Raw genomic sequence first — 17,052 nt, 5'->3', positions numbered from 1 at the left:
GTCGGACGCCACCGCAAAGTGGCGTCCGATCAATCCACTTTAACCCGCATCCCGGGATGCTCGAACTGCTGCCGGAAGGCACTGGGCGTCATACCCGTCTCCTTCGTGAACACCACTGAAAAATAATTGCTGTCATCAAAGCCGCTGCTGGCCGCCACTTCGCCGATCAGGCAGTCGCTGCTGCGTAGCATAAACTTGGCCTTGCACAGTTGCAGCTGACGAATGTACTGCGAGGGCATCATACCGGTCTGCTGGCGGAACAGCTGTTTCAGCGCACGCTCCGAAAGCTGATGCTGCCGGCAGAAAGCGGCCAGATCAAAGTGGGAGGCAATCTGTCCCTGAATGGCGGACATCAGCAGATCCAGCTGCTCTCCTTCAGGAAGCTGCCAGGCGCAGTCTGCTTTGTAGCGGTGGCGCTGCAGAATCAACAGCAGTTGCAGGAACAATGCCTCGGTCAGCTGGCGGGAAAGCAGATCGCTCTTACGGCTCTCCTGTGACAGCTGCTGGATCACGCCGCGTGCCAGCGCCATTCCCCTTGTGGTCAGCCGCCAGGCAGCCTCATCCTGCGGCAGAAATTGTGACCAGTCCAGGCCCAGGCGAAACCGATCAGGGCAGTAGATGATGTTATCGAGCACCAGCTCGTTGACCGATTCGTAGCTGTGGCAGTCATCAGGGCAAACGTAGAAGAGATCGCCGCAGGTGATCAGCCACGGCCGGTCGTTCATCAAATGCATCCCGTTGCCACGCCAGACGATCACCAGCTCACTGAATTCATGAATATGTGGGGGAAAAGAGGGCTGAGGGGTGCGGTCAGCAACCGCCACCGGCATCAGCTCTGAAGGAAAATAGTCGGCTTTCGCCAGACGAAGGGGCACGCTCACGTTTCACCTCACAGGTCATTTTGCCTGATGGTACGCGGAGAAGTGCCGAACTCGCGCTTAAAGAGTGTGGAAAAGTGATTGCTGTCACCAAATCCGCACTGAAATGCGATATCGGTGATGCGTGTTTCACTGTGGCGCAGCAGGTGCCTGGCCTGCAACAGGCGCAGGCGGTTAAGGTAACGTTGCGGTGTACTGCCGGTCTGTTGCTTAAGCTGACGGTGCAGCGTGCGCAGGGAAAGTGAAAATTTCTCTGCCAGCTCTTCCCAGTCCACTTCCTCACTGTAATGGTCGGCCAGCCAGTCGAGCAGGCTGCACATCCGGCCGTTCTGGTCCTCGCCCGGCTGCTCGCTGCAACCCCGACGCAGCAGCACCAGCAGCTGCATAAAACGCATCTCCTGTTCCGCATGGCTCTCCAGAGTTATTGGCGCGGTGGGCTTTTCCAGCTGGTTAATCAGCTGTTTTGCCTGCTCCAGCACTTTATTACTGATGCGCCAGTGGGAAGGGTAATTGCCATCGCACTCCTGCGGCAGCAAATGTTGAAAACCGGTGATGAAGCGAAAGGCTTCCGGCCCGCGATAAAGCACGTTGGTCAGGATCAATTGATCGGTTTTTTCATAAAGGTGGCGGTCGTGATCGCGGACGAAGCACACGCAGCCGCCACACAATGGCTTAGGTTCACCGTTAAAGACATGAATGCCAGCCCCCTGTTCGACAATCACTATTTCATGAAAATCATCGTGATGATGCTCAGGAAAAGCACCCTGCGGAGCCCGGGGTTCAATCGCCACCGGCAATCCACCACCGGGGAAGAAATCCACGCTATGCAACACGGTCATGATCCATCCTCGTTAGTCACTGTCGACGCAGTCTACTGCCTGGTCCTGACCCTTCACCTTGAATTTTCGACATGAAAAGCCAGCCCGGAAGCTGATTTTTCAAGAACGGGCAGGCGGAAATGCAGAATTGCGTGTCGTGTCACATCCGGGTCCGGCGGCAGGCAAAAATGAAAATGTGAGCTGATTCACGTTCACCTTTGCCGTGCTGCCAGGCCGTTGCAGCGTCTGGCAGTGGCGGGAAGGTACTAAATTTGCTGGCTTTTAGACTGAAGGCATTGAACTGACAGGAAGCCAATGCCATGAGCATGAGAAATTGTGTTGCCATTGACCTGGGGGCATCCAGCGGCCGTGTGATGCTGGCCCGCTTTAATGCCGCCAGCGGGAAACTGCAACTGGAAGAAGTTGCCCGCAGTAAAAACAGTCTGGTCACCGTGGACAATCACCAGTGTTGGGATGTGGATGCGCTTGAAGCGTTTATCGTCAGCTCACTTAACAAGCTGGAGCCGCAGGGTATTGTGGCTGACAGCATCGGGATTGATACCTGGGGCGTGGATTACGTGCTGCTGGATAAGGAAGGTCAGCGCATTGGTCTGCCGGTTGCTTACCGTGACGATCGCACCCATGGCGTGCTGAACCGCGCCTGCCGGGAGCTGGGTCGTGAGAATATCTATCAGCATACGGGCATCCAGTTCCTGCCATTTAACACTCTTTACCAGCTAAAAGCGCTGTGCGAGAGCAAAGCCGCATGGCTGGATGACGTGCAGCACGCGCTGTTGATCCCGGATTATTTCCATTACCGGCTTACCGGTGAGCTGAACTGGGAATACACCAACGCTACCACGACTCAGTTACTGAACATCCACAGCGGCGACTGGGATGCTGATTTGCTGAAATGGGCCGGTGCCAATCCGGACTGGTTCGGCAAGCCTTCTCAGCCTGGCCGTAAAGTGGGTCACTGGCAGACGGCTTCAGGACAATCCGTACCAGTGATCGCGGTGGCGACTCACGACACTGCCAGTGCTGTACTTGCCGCACCAGTGACAGGGAATAATGCCGCCTGGCTCAGCTCCGGTACCTGGTCATTAATGGGGTTTGAAAGCCCTGAACCCTGCAACGGCAAAGCAGCGCTGGCGGCCAATATCACCAATGAAGGCGGTGCAGAAGGGCGCTACCGTGTGCTGAAAAACATCATGGGGCTTTGGCTGCTGCAGCGCGTCTGCAACGAGCTTCAGATCGAAGATCTGTGTGGACTGGTGAAAGAGGCCGAAGGCCAGCCAGCATGCCGTTCGCTGGTCAACCCGAACGATGACCGCTTTATCAACCCGGCCAGCATGGTGCGTGAAATTCAGGATGCCTGCATGGAACAGGGTATGCCCCTGCCTGCAACCGCTGCCTCGCTGGCCCGTTGTATTTTCGACAGTCTGGCGCTCTATTACCGGCAGGTGCTTGAAGAGCTGGAACAGGTTCGCGGCGACACCTTCAGCCAGCTGCATATTGTAGGCGGTGGTTGTCAGAACCCACTGTTGAACCAGCTCTGTGCTGATGTCTGCGGCATTCCGGTTATCGCCGGCCCGGTTGAGGCCTCCACGCTGGGCAACATCGGCAGCCAGCTGATCGCCTGCGGCGATGTGCGGGACGTGTCGCACTTTCGTCAGATCGTTGCACAGAATTTCCTCTTACAAACTTATACCCCACAAGCCAGTGACGTATACCGCCGCAGTTGGCCACTTTTCCAGTCACTGACACACACGGCTAAGGAGCTATGTATATGACCCGAGCAATCGATCAGGCCTTTGAACTGGCTAAACAGCGTTTTGCCGAGATCGGCATTGATGTTAACGCCGCAATGGCCCAGCTGGATAAGATGCCCATTTCCATGCACTGCTGGCAGGGTGATGACGTTCGTGGTTTCGAAAATCCGCAGGGAGCGCTGACAGGCGGCATTCAGGCCACCGGTAATTATCCGGGCAAAGCCCGCAATGCCGTGGAGCTACGTGCCGATCTGGATAAAGCGATGTCGCTGATCCCCGGCCCGAAAAGACTGAATCTGCATGCGATCTACCTGGAGAGCGATACGCCGGTGGAACGTACCGACATCCAGCCAAAACACTTTGCCCACTGGGTGGAATGGGCGAAAGCCAACAAGCTTGGGCTGGATTTTAACCCGTCCTGCTTCTCCCATCCGATGAGCGAAAGCGGATTCACCCTGTCCAGTGCCAACAAAGAGGTACGCCAGTTCTGGATAGAGCACTGTAAAGCCAGCCGCCGGATCTCTGCTTCCTTTGGCGAGCAGCTGGGCACGCCGTCAGTGATGAACATCTGGGTGCCGGACGGCATGAAAGATTTAACCGTAGACCGCTTTGCCCCTCGCCAGCGCCTGATGACCGCTCTGGATGAAGTGATCAGCGAGAAATTCAGCCCCTCTCTGCATATCGATGCGGTGGAAAGCAAGCTGTTCGGCATCGGTGCCGAGAGCTATACCGTCGGCTCTAACGAGTTCTGCCTGGGTTACGCCAGCAGCCGCCAGACCGCACTGACGCTGGATGCCGGTCACTTCCATCCGACAGAAGTGATCTCCGACAAAATCTCCACTGCGATGCTCTATGTGCCGCGCCTGCTGCTGCATGTCAGCCGTCCGGTACGCTGGGACAGCGATCACGTGGTGCTGTTAGACGACGAAACTCAGGCCATAGCCAGCGAAATCGTCCGTCAGAAGCTGTTCGACAAAGTGCATATCGGTCTGGACTTCTTTGATGCCTCCATCAACCGCATCGCCGCCTGGGTTATCGGTACGCGCAATGCGAAAAAAGCCCTTCTGCGTGCGCTGCTGGAGCCGGTTGACCAGCTGAAAAAACTGGAGCTGGAAGGGGATTACACCTCACGCCTGGCGTTGCTGGAAGAGCAAAAATGTCTGCCGTGGCAGGCTGTGTGGGAGGCATATTGCCAGCGTCACAACGTCGCGGCCGATGCCAGCTGGATCGGCGACGTCCGTCATTACGAACAACAAATTCTCAGCAAACGTTAAGGGTGCAACATGCAACACATTCAGACTTCATGGTTTGTCCAGGGGATGGTCAAAGCTACCAGCGACATGTGGCTCAAGGGATGGGACGAGCGCAACGGCGGTAACGTCAGCCTGCGCCTGCTGGATGAAGAGGTAAAACCTTTCGCACAGGATTTCTATCGTGAGCCGAGAACCGTTGAGCTTACCCAACCTGCGCCGGGGCTGGCTAACTGCTGGTTCCTGGTTACCGGCTCAGGCAAATTTTTTCGTAACGTTCAGCTCGATCCTGCTGACAGCCTGGTACTGCTTCGAGTCAGTGAGGATGGCCGTGCCTACAGCATTTACTGGGGCCTGACCAACGGCGGTCTGCCGACATCCGAGCTGGCTTCGCATTTCCAGTCACACAGCGTGCGTATGAAGGTCAGCAACGGTGCGGACCGCGTTATCATGCACTGTCATGCCACTAACTTTATGTCGCTGAGCTACGTGGTGGATCTGGATTCGGCGAGCTTCACCCGCCTGTTATGGGAAGGCAGCACCGAGTGTCTGGTGGTGTTCCCGGACGGCGTGGGGATTGTACCGTGGATGGTACCGGGCACTGACGGCATTGGTGATGCCACTGCAGAACAGATGGCTTCGCACAGTCTGGTGATGTGGCCGTTCCACGGCATCTTCGGCGCGGGGCCGACGCTGGATGAGACTTTCGGCCTGATTGATACCGCCGAAAAATCATCTGAGGTGGTGGTTAAAGTGCTGTCGATGGGCGGTATGAAGCAAAGCATCACGACCCAGGAACTGATTGCGCTGGGTGAACGCTTCAGCGTGAAACCCTGGCAGGCGGCGCTGGACGCAAGGCATCCTCATGTTGCGTAAAGCGTTCGTGATGCAGGTACATCCCGATAAGCATCAGGAATACCAGCAGCGGCACAATCCCATCTGGCCGGAACTGGCTCAGACGCTGAAAGATCATGGCGCGCATCACTACAGCATTTTCCTTGATGCTTCCCGTAATCTGCTTTTTGCGGTGGTGGAGATTGAGTCAGAAGAACGCTGGAATGCCGTGGCGCAGACGGAAGTGTGCCAGCGCTGGTGGCGTTCGATGTGTGAGCTGATGCCGTCGAATGCCGACTGCAGCCCGGTAAGCGCTGAGCTGCCTTCGGTGTTTTATCTGGAGTAGACGGGCCAGCCCGGGGGATAGTCATCCTGAAAAAATGGGGCGAAATTAACGCCCCATTTCATTTCCTCTGGTTCTCAACCGTTAATGCGAAGCTGCGGATAGCGTTTCATACTCCAGGCGCACCACGCCAGTGAGACCAGACCGATGGTTCCTCCCACATAGCCAATGTTGGCCATATCCAGATGCAAACTGACCTGATTTCCCAGCAGCGCGCCGCCACCGATCCCGATGTTATAAATACCCGACAGCAGCGACATTGCCACATCTGTGGCATCCGGCGCCAGCGCCAGCACGCGCACCTGAACCGCGAGGCCAATAATCATCATCGACATGCCCCAGATAATACACAGCGTTGAAATTGCCACGCTGTGAGTCGCCGCGAGATATAGCCCCAACATACACAGTGAAATCAGCGCTATTGCACCCAGTAAAAATGTTGCCGGGTATTTATTCCCCAGTGAGCTGAACAGGATGCTGCCGACAATTCCGGCGGCTCCAAATATCAGCAGCAGGAAGGTAGTGAAATTATCACCCATTGAAGCGACGCTCTGAATAAACGGCTCTATATAGCTGTAAGCGGTATAATGTGCAGTAACCACCATCGCAATCAGCAAATAAAGCGAAACCAGAGCGGGGCGCTTAAATAACATCGGCACGCTGGAAAGCGATCCGGTATGTTCGCTTGGCAGCTTCGGCAACAATTTCGCCAGGCACAGCATGGTGATCAGCGCCACCACGCCAATCACGCCAAAAGTGATCCTCCAGCCCAGATACTGCCCAATCAAACGGCCAATCGGTAAGCCCAGCACCATCGCCAGCGCGGTCCCGGTTGCCAGCATACTCAGCGCCTGCGTTTTTTTACCGGCCGGAGCCACACGGATCGCCAGAGAGGCGGTGATTGACCAGAAGATCGCATGCGACAGGGCGATGCCAATCCTCGAGACCACCAGGGTATTGAAACTCCAGGCAAAAGTGGAGAGCGCATGACTGGCGATAAACAGCAGGAAAATAGCAATCAGCAAAAAACGCCGCTCAACCTGGCGGGTCAGCAGCATCATCGGCAGCGACAGCAGGGCCACCACCCAGGCGTAGATGGTCAGCATCAGCCCGACCTGCGCCGTATTCATGGAGAAGCTGGCGGCAATATCAGACAGGAGACCCACCGGCGCAAATTCGGTGGTATTAAAAATAAACGCGGCAATGGCTAACATGATGACACGTAGCCATGCGGTTTTGCGTGAGACGGTAGATGATTGCATGAAAGTTAACGGCTTGTTGGTATTAAGTTAATTTCGCGCCAGGCGAAATCAGAAAAAGAGCGCATATTGTGTTTTATTTAGGTCACAGATGACATCTAAAAAAACATCTTTTTTTGTAAATCAGATCCTTTAATCCCCTGAGGGCCGTTCAGTATAGTCAGACAACGTGGTTGTTCCAGTTAAAACGGGAAAATTACCGCGATTCAGAATTATTTAATGGCGTTATTCCGCCAATATTGGCGATGACAGCGTCAATAAAAGTTTTAACAGCCGTTTGCAACAGCACCTGTTTTCGCTGGCCGGACATCACTCCCCGTTACAAACAGCAGCAAAGGTCTGCGCTAAAGTTTCTGCGCACGGCCAGCTCCTGTTGGATACGCTGAGCCCTTTGCCTGCGGTGATCCAGACCAGCCGCTTCGATATTCTCGGTTATAACGAGGCCTGGAGCAGGCTGCTTAACCTCGATCTTGAAACTATCCCGGAGGAGGATCGCAACTGTATCCTGCTGGCTTTTACCAATCAGGAGTGGCGTCGTTCGATGCTGGACTGGGAAACGCTGATGCCGAATATGGTGGCGATGTTCCGCACGCAGATGGGGGATAATCATGAAGACCCTTACTGGAAATCCATGCTGGATCGTCTGCTGACCTCCTCTGAGGAGTTCCGGCAGTTCTGGCTGCGCTATGAAATCCGCGCCATCGACAATCAGGTGAAGCGTTTTTTCCATCCGAAAGTGGGCGGGCTGCCGACAGCCGGGCTGAAGCTCTGATTTTAATCGATGCACGCTGGCACCCACTCTGGAAGCGATGAAAATTTAGAGCGATAACTGTATTGCACAGCAGGTCTGACTCCCGGCGTTCTGGCTTCCATCAAAATTCAGAGCATTTCAGGGCGAAATTGCGAGCGGCGGCTGACGTGTTTACCCGACAGCATAAACTCACCGTCGCCACAGTAATGCACGGTTTCAGGCTGTGCGGGTGAGGGAGCCACATGGGCTTTCACCACTTCAAATATGAAGAAATTGAAGTTATCCACCAGCGAATCGTCATAAAGTTTGCATTCAAAGCAGGCATGACACTCTTTAATCAGCGGGGCTTTAACTTTACTGGCTTTCCCGGCTGTCAGAGAAAATTCACTTAACTTATCCACCTGTTCCCCGCTGCAGTTACCAATCGCCACAACCGTATCCAGCAGCGAGGATGTCGGCAAATTAATCACGCACTCCCCACTGTTCCTAATCAGCTGATGGCTGTGATTCCCGGCTGAAATCATGCAACCAACCAGTGAAGGGGAAAACTCAAGAATGGTGTGCCAGCCCAGCGTCATGATGTCCGTCTCTTTTCCTGAAGCGGAGGAGATCAGTACTACCGGGCCAGGCTCGAGAAAATGACGTACGTTGTGCACAGGAAAATCCACTTTCTTCATCATCACACTTCCTCCCGTTCAGTCATAAGAGGCGGCAATGTTTGTCTGCCGCTGCTCCTTACACTATAGATCCCCCGCAACCGTAATACTTTTTAACGTATTCACTGACGCAAAACAGCGCGGTAAATCAAGCATTTCGCGCCAGATTACGCTACCCTGGAGAGCTGACGGTGGTCGCAGCGCCACCCCTGTTAACCCATCAAAAGGATGACACCAGATGAATAAACGTCCCTCTGTAGCGGTATTGGGATTGGGCGCAATGGGCCACGCCTTTGCCGCCAACCTGTTGAAAAATGGCTTTACAACTTATGGCTGGAACCGGACTAAGGCGCGGGGCGAAGACCTGCAAAGTGCCGGACTGCAGCTGGCCGACAGCCCGGAAGAAGCGGTGAAACAGGCTGATGTGGTGATTGCCATGCTGGCAGATGCGGCTACCACTGAAAGCGTACTGAAACAGATGCAGTCCTCGCTGAAGCAGGGCGCAATCGTGGTGCAGATGGGCACCATCGGTGTGGAGTCAACTGAAAAACTGATCGCCACTTTCGCTGGGCAACGGGCAGATATTGTGTTCCTTGATGCGCCAGTGTCCGGCACCAAGGCGCCGGCTGAAAACGCCCAAATCGTGATTCTGGCGAGCGGCGATCGCGAAAAATCCAAAGCCATTGAACCTGTTTTTGCGGCAATTTCTAAAGGAACAAAGTGGCTGGGGGAGGCCGGCGCATCTTCACGTATGAAGCTGGTAGTGAACTCCTGGCTGATTTCAATGGTGCAGGGGCTGTCGGAAAGTACCCGGCTGGCAAAAGAATTCGGCTTCTCGCCGGAAGAGTTCTGGAACGTGCTGGAAGGTGGCCCGCTGGCGGTTCCATACGTCAAAGGTAAGCTGGATATGATTAGCGGTGGTCAGTACGATCCCCAGATGCAGCTGACCTGGGCGCTAAAAGACGTCAATCTTGCGCTGGCGGCGGCACCGGAAAGCGAACTGCCGGGACTGACGCTGATCTCTGACGTCTGGCAGGATGCGGTGGATAAGGGCTATGGCGAGAAAGATTTATCGGTGGTCTACCGCTATTTAAGTGAAAAAACGAAGTAATCTTCTGGCAGCCGGGCGCGAACCGGCTGCCATAATTGTCGATTTTTCAGCGTGATAAAGGGAATAGCAGTAATCGCTTAAGGGGATTCTTCTAAAGTGCAACAATATTTGTTATATTAATCAGGCGTTGTTTTTTATAGTTTACTGATTTTTAATGCTTTTTAAGACCACCGTCAATCCGGTGATGCACAGCTAAAAGCAAGGATCTGAACATGCTTGATATTCGTTTTCCTACGGCCTTACAAATGGTGCTCAGTGTGGCCCAGGCGGAGCGGGAAGGTAAACGCAGCACCAGCAAAATTCTGGCAATGGGCCTTGAGGCCAACCCCAGTTTCGTCCGTAAGATGATGGTGCCGCTGACCCGCGATGGCATCATTGTCTCGACGCTGGGGCGCACCGGCACCATCAGACTGGGCCGTCCGGCTGAAGAGATCACATTGTGTGATATTTACACTTCTGTGCTGGAAGATAAGCCGCTGCTGGCAGGGCGTCCGGAAGTTCCGGCGCGATGTCTGGTCAGCGCCAATACCTGCTGGTTCTTCAAAGAGCTGGCGCGCGAAGCCGAGCAGGCTTCAATGAACGTGCTGGCGAAGCGCACGGTAGCCGACGCACTGAAAGAAATTTACGAGCGGGACCGCCGCTACCCGGAAGGCAGCTGCGAGGCGCAAAAAGCCCACGATAACGCCGAATCCTGATTGACCTTTTTTCTGAAACTTATCCAGCCGTTATTTTTAACGGCTGGATTGTTTTTTTTGAAATTTACTCTCCCGATTCAATCAATTAAATTATTTTCGAAGTGAACAGGAATATATTTTTATTCAGTGAGTTAAATTTATTTAACTGCGCTCTTCACTTCATTGCAAAAAAAATAATTTAAGGAATGAAAATGAGAGAGTTTCTTGACGTTTACCGACAGCTTAATTACGACGGTCGGACCTATGCCAAAGTCCAGACGGATAAGCCCGTAGAGTTAATCACCTATTCGCTTTATTCAGGCGATAATCTTGTCACGAAAAAGAGCAGTATTCTGGCCGGAGAGGCAGTTTGCTTTGATATTCCCGGTTCTGGCTCCTATCATGTGTCGGCTGAAGTGGCTTATGCAGCTGATGATGAGGTTGCCACTTTCCACAAATATTTCAGTGTTAAACCGACACTGTTGCGATCCCACACCAAACACATTGCCACTGACACCCGCAAGTTAAAGGGAAAAGCAGAGCCTGTTGCTGGCTGTGACCGCTATTATCTTGAGGTGAAATTTAAGTCAGGAACATACAGCACATTCAATTTTGAACAGGAACAGCGGATTCCGTTATTTAAAAAAATAGTCCGGAAGCATCAGCGAGAAGTTATAAATGCTGATGGGAAAGTATTGCTGCCAGTCTTTAATCAGATTTATCAGAAAAAATACGAGTCTGGCCTGCTGAATGATCTGTATAAATTGCCCTTTTACGCCAGTTTTAACGACCTGAAGCCGGTTGCGGAGGAGCTTGAAAAACTGGAGTGTGTTGAATTCTGCTCAATTGCTCCGGTCGCAGCAGATCTTCTTCCACCTGCTGAACTTTTTGAGGTCGAATCTGAAACGCAGGTAGAAAACCGGGCTTCTGCTACGCCAGATTTTACTGCCCTCCAGAGTTACCAGAGTGCATGGCCAGGAATGAATGTGCGCAATGGCTGGAACAAAGGCAGCGCTGGATCTCATGCAACTGTGCGCCTGCTTGATTTTGGCGTATACCGTAATCATGAAGATTTAGTCGGAAATATTACGGTGGTTAACAGCCGTGCAGAAACGCAGGATTGCCATCACGGCACAGCCTCTACCGGGGTAATTGCCGCGAAAAAAAATAGTTACGGTGTGACAGGAATTGCACACGAATGCGACTTTAATTTTTATGACACCGGCAATCTTGACCTTATTGTGCGTGATGCCCAGCCGGGCGATATCGTTGCGCTGAATATCCAGTTTGTCGTTAACGGACGTTATTTACCGGCTATCTGTAACTCAAGCTGGTGGAACAGAATTAAAGCGCTCACTGATAACAACGTGGTCGTGGTGATGGCGGCAGGTAACGGTAGCGTCGATCTGAGCCCTGAGGCGGGTATCCTGAGCGATTTAGGCGACAGTGGCGCTCTGGTCGTCGGGGCCTGCAGTTCAACAACCTCGCGCCGGTTGTCTTTTTCCAATTACAACCACTATACCTCGCTGATCTGCTCATGGGGCGAGAGAGTGACCACCACGGGATACGGTGCATTACAATCAGGCAATGGTAATGTAAACCTGAGTTACACCAATGGCTATAACGGGACTTCCAGCGCCACGCCTTTAACAGCGGCCGCGCTTGCAGTTATTCAGTCTTATGCCAAAGAGCGTTATGGCGTGTTCCTGAACACCAGTGAAATGAGGGATCTGATTGCAGCCAGCGGTAACAGTCAGGGGGTGAATGACCGCATTGGTTATATGCCTGATGTTATGGCAGCGATGGAACGTCTTGATGCCATGCTGGATGAGGGAATTCCCGATCCACAACCAGAACCAGAACCATCCCCATATCCGTTATGGGCCAGAAACACCGTCTATGTCGGCGGCGATCGCGTCAGCCATCTTGGCCAGAACTATCTTGCAAAATGGTGGATCAGTCCTAATGTCGAACCAGGACTGCCTGGTACGACCGGTGCAGCGAGTGGCGATGCCCTTCCCTGGACTCGCATTTAATAAAATACCCCCGCCTGAACGGGCGGGGGAGAGAGTTTAATACCTTATTCAGTTCTGATGTGCATCCTGAACACGGTTATTTTCCGCCGGTTTTTCTTTGTGCTTAACCAGCATACGCAGAGCAACATAGAACACCGGTGTGAGGAACAGGCCGAACAGCGTTACGCCCAGCATTCCGGCAAACACCGTGATACCCGTAACGGTGCGGACTTCTGCTCCTGCGCCGTGGCCCAGCATCAGCGGAATTGTCCCGGCGATAAAGGCGATTGAGGTCATCACAATCGGGCGCAGACGCAGGCGACAGGCCTCCAGCGCCGCTTCGATCACAGTGCGGCCCTGCATCTCCAGCTCGCGGGCGAACTCGACGATCAGGATAGCGTTCTTACAGGCCAGCCCCATCAGCACCACCAGTCCAACCTGCACAAAGACGTTATTGTCACCCCCCGTCAGCCAGACGCCGAACAGAGCGGAAAGCAGTGTCATGGGTACGATCAGGATCACTGCCAGCGGCAGCGTCCAGCTCTCATACAGCGCGGCCAGCACCAGGAAGGCCAGCAGCACCGCAACCGGGAAGACAATTACCGCCGCATTACCCTGCGTTGCCTGCTGGTAGCTGAGGTCAGTCCATTCGATATTCATACCGTTTGGCAGGATCTGGTCGGCGATAGCCTGCACCCGCTGCATGGCCTCAGTGGAGGAGAGCACCCGGGGATCGGCATCACCAATCAGGTCAGCCGCAGGGAAACCGTTATAGCGGATCACCGGGTCTGGCCCGTAAGTCGTGCCGAAATGCACCATGCTGCCGATCGGTACCATTTCACCACTTGTATTGCGCGTCCTCAGGTTGGCAATATCCTCGATGGTTTCGCGATACTGTCCATCCGCCTGCGCGTAGACTTTCCATGTGCGCCCAAAACGGTTGAAGTCATTGATGTATGACGAGCCAAGATAGGTCTGCAGCGTGCCAAACAGATCGGTCAGCGCCACGCCCTGGGCCTTGGCTTTATCGCGATCAACCTGCGCATCCAGCTGTGGAACGTTTGCCTGATAAGTGGAGATCGGGAAGTGCATCCCCGGCGTTTGCATAATGGTCCCTGCCATCGCGTTGGCAGCGTCCTGCAACGCTCCGTAACCCAGGCCTGCGCGATCCTGAATATAGAGCGAGTAACCGGAACCCTGACCAAGGCCGAGGATCGGTGGCGGCATGATCGAGAAGGCGAAACCTTCCTGAAGCTGCGACAGTTTGGCATTGATCTCGGCATTAATCTCCGCAGCAGGACGGCTACGTTCGCTCAGCGGTTTTAGCGTGAAGAACACCGTGCCGGTATTCGGCGTATTCGTGAACTGCAACGCATTCAGCCCCGGAAAAGCAATCGCATCTGCCACGCCATCCGTGTGCATCGCGATGTCGCTCATCTTGCGGATCATTTGATCGGTGCGCTCCAGCGAGGAGCCTTCCGGCATCTTCACACCGCCAATCAGATACAGCTTATCCTGAGTCGGTATAAAGCCGCCCGGCACCGTTTTAAACATCACGCCAGCACCAACCAGCAGTAGCACATAAACACCGAATACCGCACCACGACGGCGCAGGATACGAGAAACACCGCCCTGGTAACGCTGAGAGTTGCGATTAAAGAAGCGATTGAATGGACGGAACAGCCAGCCAAACAGCGTATCGATAATCCGGCTCGGGCGATCTTTCGGTGCGCTGTGGGATTTCAGCAGAATAGCCGCCAGCGCAGGCGAGAGCGTCAGCGAGTTAATGGCTGAAATCACCGTGGAAATAGCGATGGTCACGGCAAACTGCTTGTAGAACTGGCCGGTTACGCCGGAAAGGAACGCCATCGGCACAAACACCGCACAAAGTACCAGCGCGATGGCGACAATCGGACCGGAAACCTCACGCATCGCCTGATGTGCTGCTGCCCGAGGCTCCAGGCCTTCCTCAATATTACGCTCGACGTTCTCCACCACCACGATGGCGTCATCGACCACGATACCTATCGCCAGCACCAGCCCGAACAGGCTTAACGTATTCAGCGAGAAGCCCAACAGGTAGAGCACCGCAAAAGTCCCGATCACTGAAACAGGGACGGCCAGCAGCGGAATAATCGAAGCGCGCCAGGTTTGCAGGAACAGGATCACCACCAGTACCACCAGCAGAATCGCTTCCAGCAGCGTATGCACCACCGAACTGATCGAATCACGCACAAAGATGGTCGGATCGTACGGGGCTTTCCACTGCACTCCTTCCGGGAAGCGGGTGGCCAGTTCGGCCATTTTTGCCCGCACGGCATTCGACAGGTCGATGGCATTCGCGCCAGGAGCCTGGAAAATACCAATCCCGACTGCATCTTTATTGTTCAGCTGCGACCGCAGCGCGTAGCTGCCGGATCCCATTTCAATCCTTGCGACATCGCGCAGGCGAACAATCTGGCCGTCATCACCGTTTTTCAGGATGATATTGCCAAACTCCTGCTCGCTCTGCAGTCTTCCCTGAGCGTTAATCGACAGCAGGAAATCACTCTTGTTCGGCATCGGCTCTGCGCCGAGCTGACCGGCAGAAACCTGCACGTTCTGCTCCTGAATTGCCGCCACCACATCCCCGGCGGTCATGCCACGGGCCGCAACCTTGTTCGGATCCAGCCAGATGCGCATGGCGTATTCACCCGCGCCAAAAATCTGCACCTGACCGACGCCCGGCAGGCGGGCCAGCTCATCTTTCACTTTCAGCTCGGCATAGTTGCGGAGATAAAGTGAGTTGTAGCGACCATCCGGAGAATCGAGATGGACAACCAACGTCATGGTCGGAGATTGCTTCTGAGTGGTGATGCCCTGACGGATCACGTCTTCCGGAAGGCGGGCCTGCGCCTGTGCCACACGGTTCTGCACCTGAACCTGTGCCTGATCCGGATCGGTACCAGGGCGGAAGGTGACGGTAGTGACCAGCACGCCATCGGAACCGGCAATCGACTTCATGTACATCATGTTTTCGACGCCGTTAATCGCTTCTTCCAGCGGCGTGGCCACCGTTTCGGCAATCACCTTCGGGTTGGCGCCTGGGTATTCCGCACGCACCTGCACGCTGGGTGGGACCACATCCGGGTATTCACTGATCGGCAGCAGTGGAATGGCAATCAGCCCGGAAACAAATATCAGAATCGACAGTACGGCCGCAAAAATCGGCCGGTCGATGAAAAATCTGGAGAAATCCATAACAGTTCCTGCGGGTCTGATTAAAGGGCGGCAGGCGCCATTGGCACCGTTTTGGCATTGACCGGCATGCCCGGCATAAAGACTTTCTGCACGCCATCAACGATCACTTTGTCGCCAGGCTGCAAGCCCTGCTGCACAATCCGCAGGCCGTCAGCCATCTGGCCAGGCTTGATATCGCGGCGCTGTGCTTTATTCTGGGCATCAATAACGTAAACGTATTTGCGATCCTGATCGGTCAGCACGGCTTTGTCGTTGACCAGCAGAGCAGGGAAGTCGGCACGGCCAGGCAGCTGCACGCGGGCAAACAGGCCTGGGGTGAACAGTCTCTGACGATTATCGAGCACTGCCCGCATGCGGATGGTGCCGGTGCTGGCGGTCAGCTGGTTATCGGTAAAATCGACTTTACCTTCGTGCGGATAGCCGTCTTCACCCACCAGGCCAATTTTCACCGGCAGGGCGTGATGAGCGGTCGCCGCGCTTTCTCCGTCGCGGCTCATCTGCTGGTAGCGCAGAAACGTTGACTCATCTACATCGAAATAGACATAGACGGTATCCAGTGAAACCAGCGTGGTCAGTACGCTGCTGCTGTCGCCCGCCGTCACCAGATTGCCCGGAGTAATCATCGCCCGGCTGGCGCGGCCATCAATCGGGGCAGTGACTGTCGTGAAATCAAGGTTCAGCTTCGCCATATCCACGGCCGCTCTGGCCGACAGGACGTTTGCATCGGCCTGAGTGGCGGCAGAGCGGCGCTGCTCCCAGACTTCGCGGGAGATGGCCTGGCTGCCAATCAGCTTCTCAGTACGACCGGATTCACTGCGGGCAAGCTGTGCCTGAGTGCGGGCGCTGGCCAGATCGGCCTCAGCACGTTCCAGTTCGGCCCGGTAGGTACGGTCATCAATCGTAAACAGTACCTGACCTTTTTTCACTTCCTGGCCTTCGGTGTAGTTCACCTTGTCGATATAACCGGTTACGCGGGGGCGGAGCTGCACGCTTTGTACCGCTTCAATGCGGCCGGTAAAGTTATCCCACTGGCTGACGGTCTTTTGCTGAACTTCCGCCACGCTCACCTGCGGTGCCGGTGGCGCGCTCTGTTCAGCGCCCTTCGAATCGCAGCCTGCCAGCCAGACGAGCGATAGCAGCGGCAGAGCGAAAAGACGCAGTTGAGTTGAGGCGATTGATTTCATTATGTAATCCCTGTTGCAGGTGCTTAACGACGGTGAAAGAGAGCACGGCAGTACGCATAAAATGTATTTATAACAAATACACAAAACAGGCGGGATTGTAAGAAGGGTGAAAATAATCTGCAAGTATTATTGTTGCTTTTAGCACATTACTGTCAACAGCAGTGACAAAATGTTAAGGCGCTGAAAGGGAGGTGGATGAAGTTGATTAACGGACAATGACAGAGAATCGCATTAAATGCAACAATTAAACTTGCATTAAGCTCAGGG

At 54.4% G+C, this 17,052-nt stretch carries 14 protein-coding genes; 8 read left to right on the top strand and 6 right to left on the bottom strand.

The features are described from left to right. Positions 1–29 precede the first annotated feature (29 nt). Positions 30–881, bottom strand: coding sequence for an HTH-type transcriptional activator RhaR (rhaR, locus tag GSQ70_RS04850; RefSeq protein ID WP_370521035.1), 852 nt, complete (start codon positions 879–881; stop codon positions 30–32). An 8-nt stretch (positions 882–889) separates the two neighbouring features. Next, positions 890–1,717, bottom strand: a complete 828-nt coding sequence (gene rhaS / locus GSQ70_RS04845) for an HTH-type transcriptional activator RhaS (RefSeq protein ID WP_158781503.1) — start codon at positions 1,715–1,717, stop codon at positions 890–892. Between the two features lie 299 nt (positions 1,718–2,016). On the opposite strand from rhaS, the gene rhaB reads away from it, so the two are divergent. Genes rhaB through rhaM form a run of 4 tightly spaced genes read left to right on the top strand, consistent with a single transcriptional unit; the run spans position 2,017 to position 5,898 of the window. Continuing rightward, positions 2,017–3,489, top strand: coding sequence for a rhamnulokinase (gene rhaB / locus GSQ70_RS04840; protein ID WP_158781502.1), 1,473 nt, complete (start codon positions 2,017–2,019; stop codon positions 3,487–3,489). Continuing rightward, complete coding sequence (locus GSQ70_RS04835) at positions 3,486–4,742, top strand: L-rhamnose isomerase (RefSeq protein WP_158781501.1); 1,257 nt, start codon at positions 3,486–3,488, stop codon at positions 4,740–4,742. The genes rhaB and GSQ70_RS04835 overlap by 4 nt, the downstream gene beginning before the upstream one ends. Positions 4,743–4,751: 9 nt before the next feature. After that, positions 4,752–5,594 (top strand): rhamnulose-1-phosphate aldolase, encoded by an 843-nt coding sequence (rhaD, locus tag GSQ70_RS04830; RefSeq protein WP_158781500.1) that lies wholly within the window; start codon positions 4,752–4,754, stop codon positions 5,592–5,594. Next, positions 5,584–5,898 (top strand): L-rhamnose mutarotase, encoded by a 315-nt coding sequence (gene rhaM, locus GSQ70_RS04825; RefSeq protein WP_158781499.1) that lies wholly within the window; start codon positions 5,584–5,586, stop codon positions 5,896–5,898. The genes rhaD and rhaM overlap by 11 nt, the downstream gene beginning before the upstream one ends. A gap of 74 nt (positions 5,899–5,972) precedes the next feature. Here rhaM and GSQ70_RS04820 read toward each other — a convergent pair whose 3' ends face one another. Further along, entirely contained in the window at positions 5,973–7,157 is a 1,185-nt protein-coding gene (locus GSQ70_RS04820; RefSeq protein WP_158781498.1) for a sugar transporter, read from the bottom strand. A 274-nt stretch (positions 7,158–7,431) separates the two neighbouring features. Here GSQ70_RS04820 and GSQ70_RS04815 point away from each other — a divergent pair, with 274 nt between their 5' ends. Then, positions 7,432–7,926: a hypothetical protein gene (locus tag GSQ70_RS04815; RefSeq protein ID WP_233268251.1), complete on the top strand. Its 495-nt coding sequence runs from the start codon at positions 7,432–7,434 to the stop codon at positions 7,924–7,926. Positions 7,927–8,033: 107 nt separating this feature from the next. Here the strand turns inward: GSQ70_RS04815 and GSQ70_RS04810 are convergent, their stop codons facing one another. Continuing rightward, positions 8,034–8,582 (bottom strand): flavin reductase family protein, encoded by a 549-nt coding sequence (locus tag GSQ70_RS04810; protein ID WP_199257317.1) that lies wholly within the window; start codon positions 8,580–8,582, stop codon positions 8,034–8,036. A 217-nt stretch (positions 8,583–8,799) separates the two neighbouring features. Here GSQ70_RS04810 and GSQ70_RS04805 point away from each other — a divergent pair, with 217 nt between their 5' ends. From GSQ70_RS04805 to GSQ70_RS04795, 3 genes are all read left to right on the top strand, one after another. Continuing rightward, on the top strand, positions 8,800–9,672 hold the full coding sequence (locus GSQ70_RS04805) for an NAD(P)-dependent oxidoreductase (RefSeq protein WP_158781496.1): 873 nt from the start codon (positions 8,800–8,802) through the stop codon (positions 9,670–9,672). A 212-nt stretch (positions 9,673–9,884) separates the two neighbouring features. Then, positions 9,885–10,367: an Rrf2 family transcriptional regulator gene (locus tag GSQ70_RS04800; RefSeq protein WP_158781495.1), complete on the top strand. Its 483-nt coding sequence runs from the start codon at positions 9,885–9,887 to the stop codon at positions 10,365–10,367. 191 nt (positions 10,368–10,558) lie between these two features. After that, on the top strand, positions 10,559–12,382 hold the full coding sequence (locus GSQ70_RS04795) for a S8 family serine peptidase (protein WP_158781494.1): 1,824 nt from the start codon (positions 10,559–10,561) through the stop codon (positions 12,380–12,382). A gap of 48 nt (positions 12,383–12,430) precedes the next feature. Here GSQ70_RS04795 and GSQ70_RS04790 read toward each other — a convergent pair whose 3' ends face one another. Both GSQ70_RS04790 and GSQ70_RS04785 read right to left on the bottom strand, forming a co-directional pair. Continuing rightward, a complete protein-coding gene (locus GSQ70_RS04790) occupies positions 12,431–15,601 on the bottom strand; it encodes an efflux RND transporter permease subunit (RefSeq protein ID WP_158781493.1) in 3,171 nt (1,056 codons plus the stop codon). A 20-nt stretch (positions 15,602–15,621) separates the two neighbouring features. Continuing rightward, the gene (locus GSQ70_RS04785) at positions 15,622–16,785 is read right to left on the bottom strand and encodes an efflux RND transporter periplasmic adaptor subunit (protein ID WP_158781492.1); all 1,164 of its coding nucleotides are present in this window, start codon (positions 16,783–16,785) and stop codon (positions 15,622–15,624) included. Positions 16,786–17,052: the final 267 nt, after the last annotated feature.

Origin of the sequence: Pantoea sp. BAV 3049 (assembly GCF_009765445.1) — a bacterium.
Taxonomy (GTDB): domain Bacteria; phylum Pseudomonadota; class Gammaproteobacteria; order Enterobacterales; family Enterobacteriaceae; genus Erwinia.
This window is presented reverse-complemented; position numbering and strand designations above follow the sequence as displayed.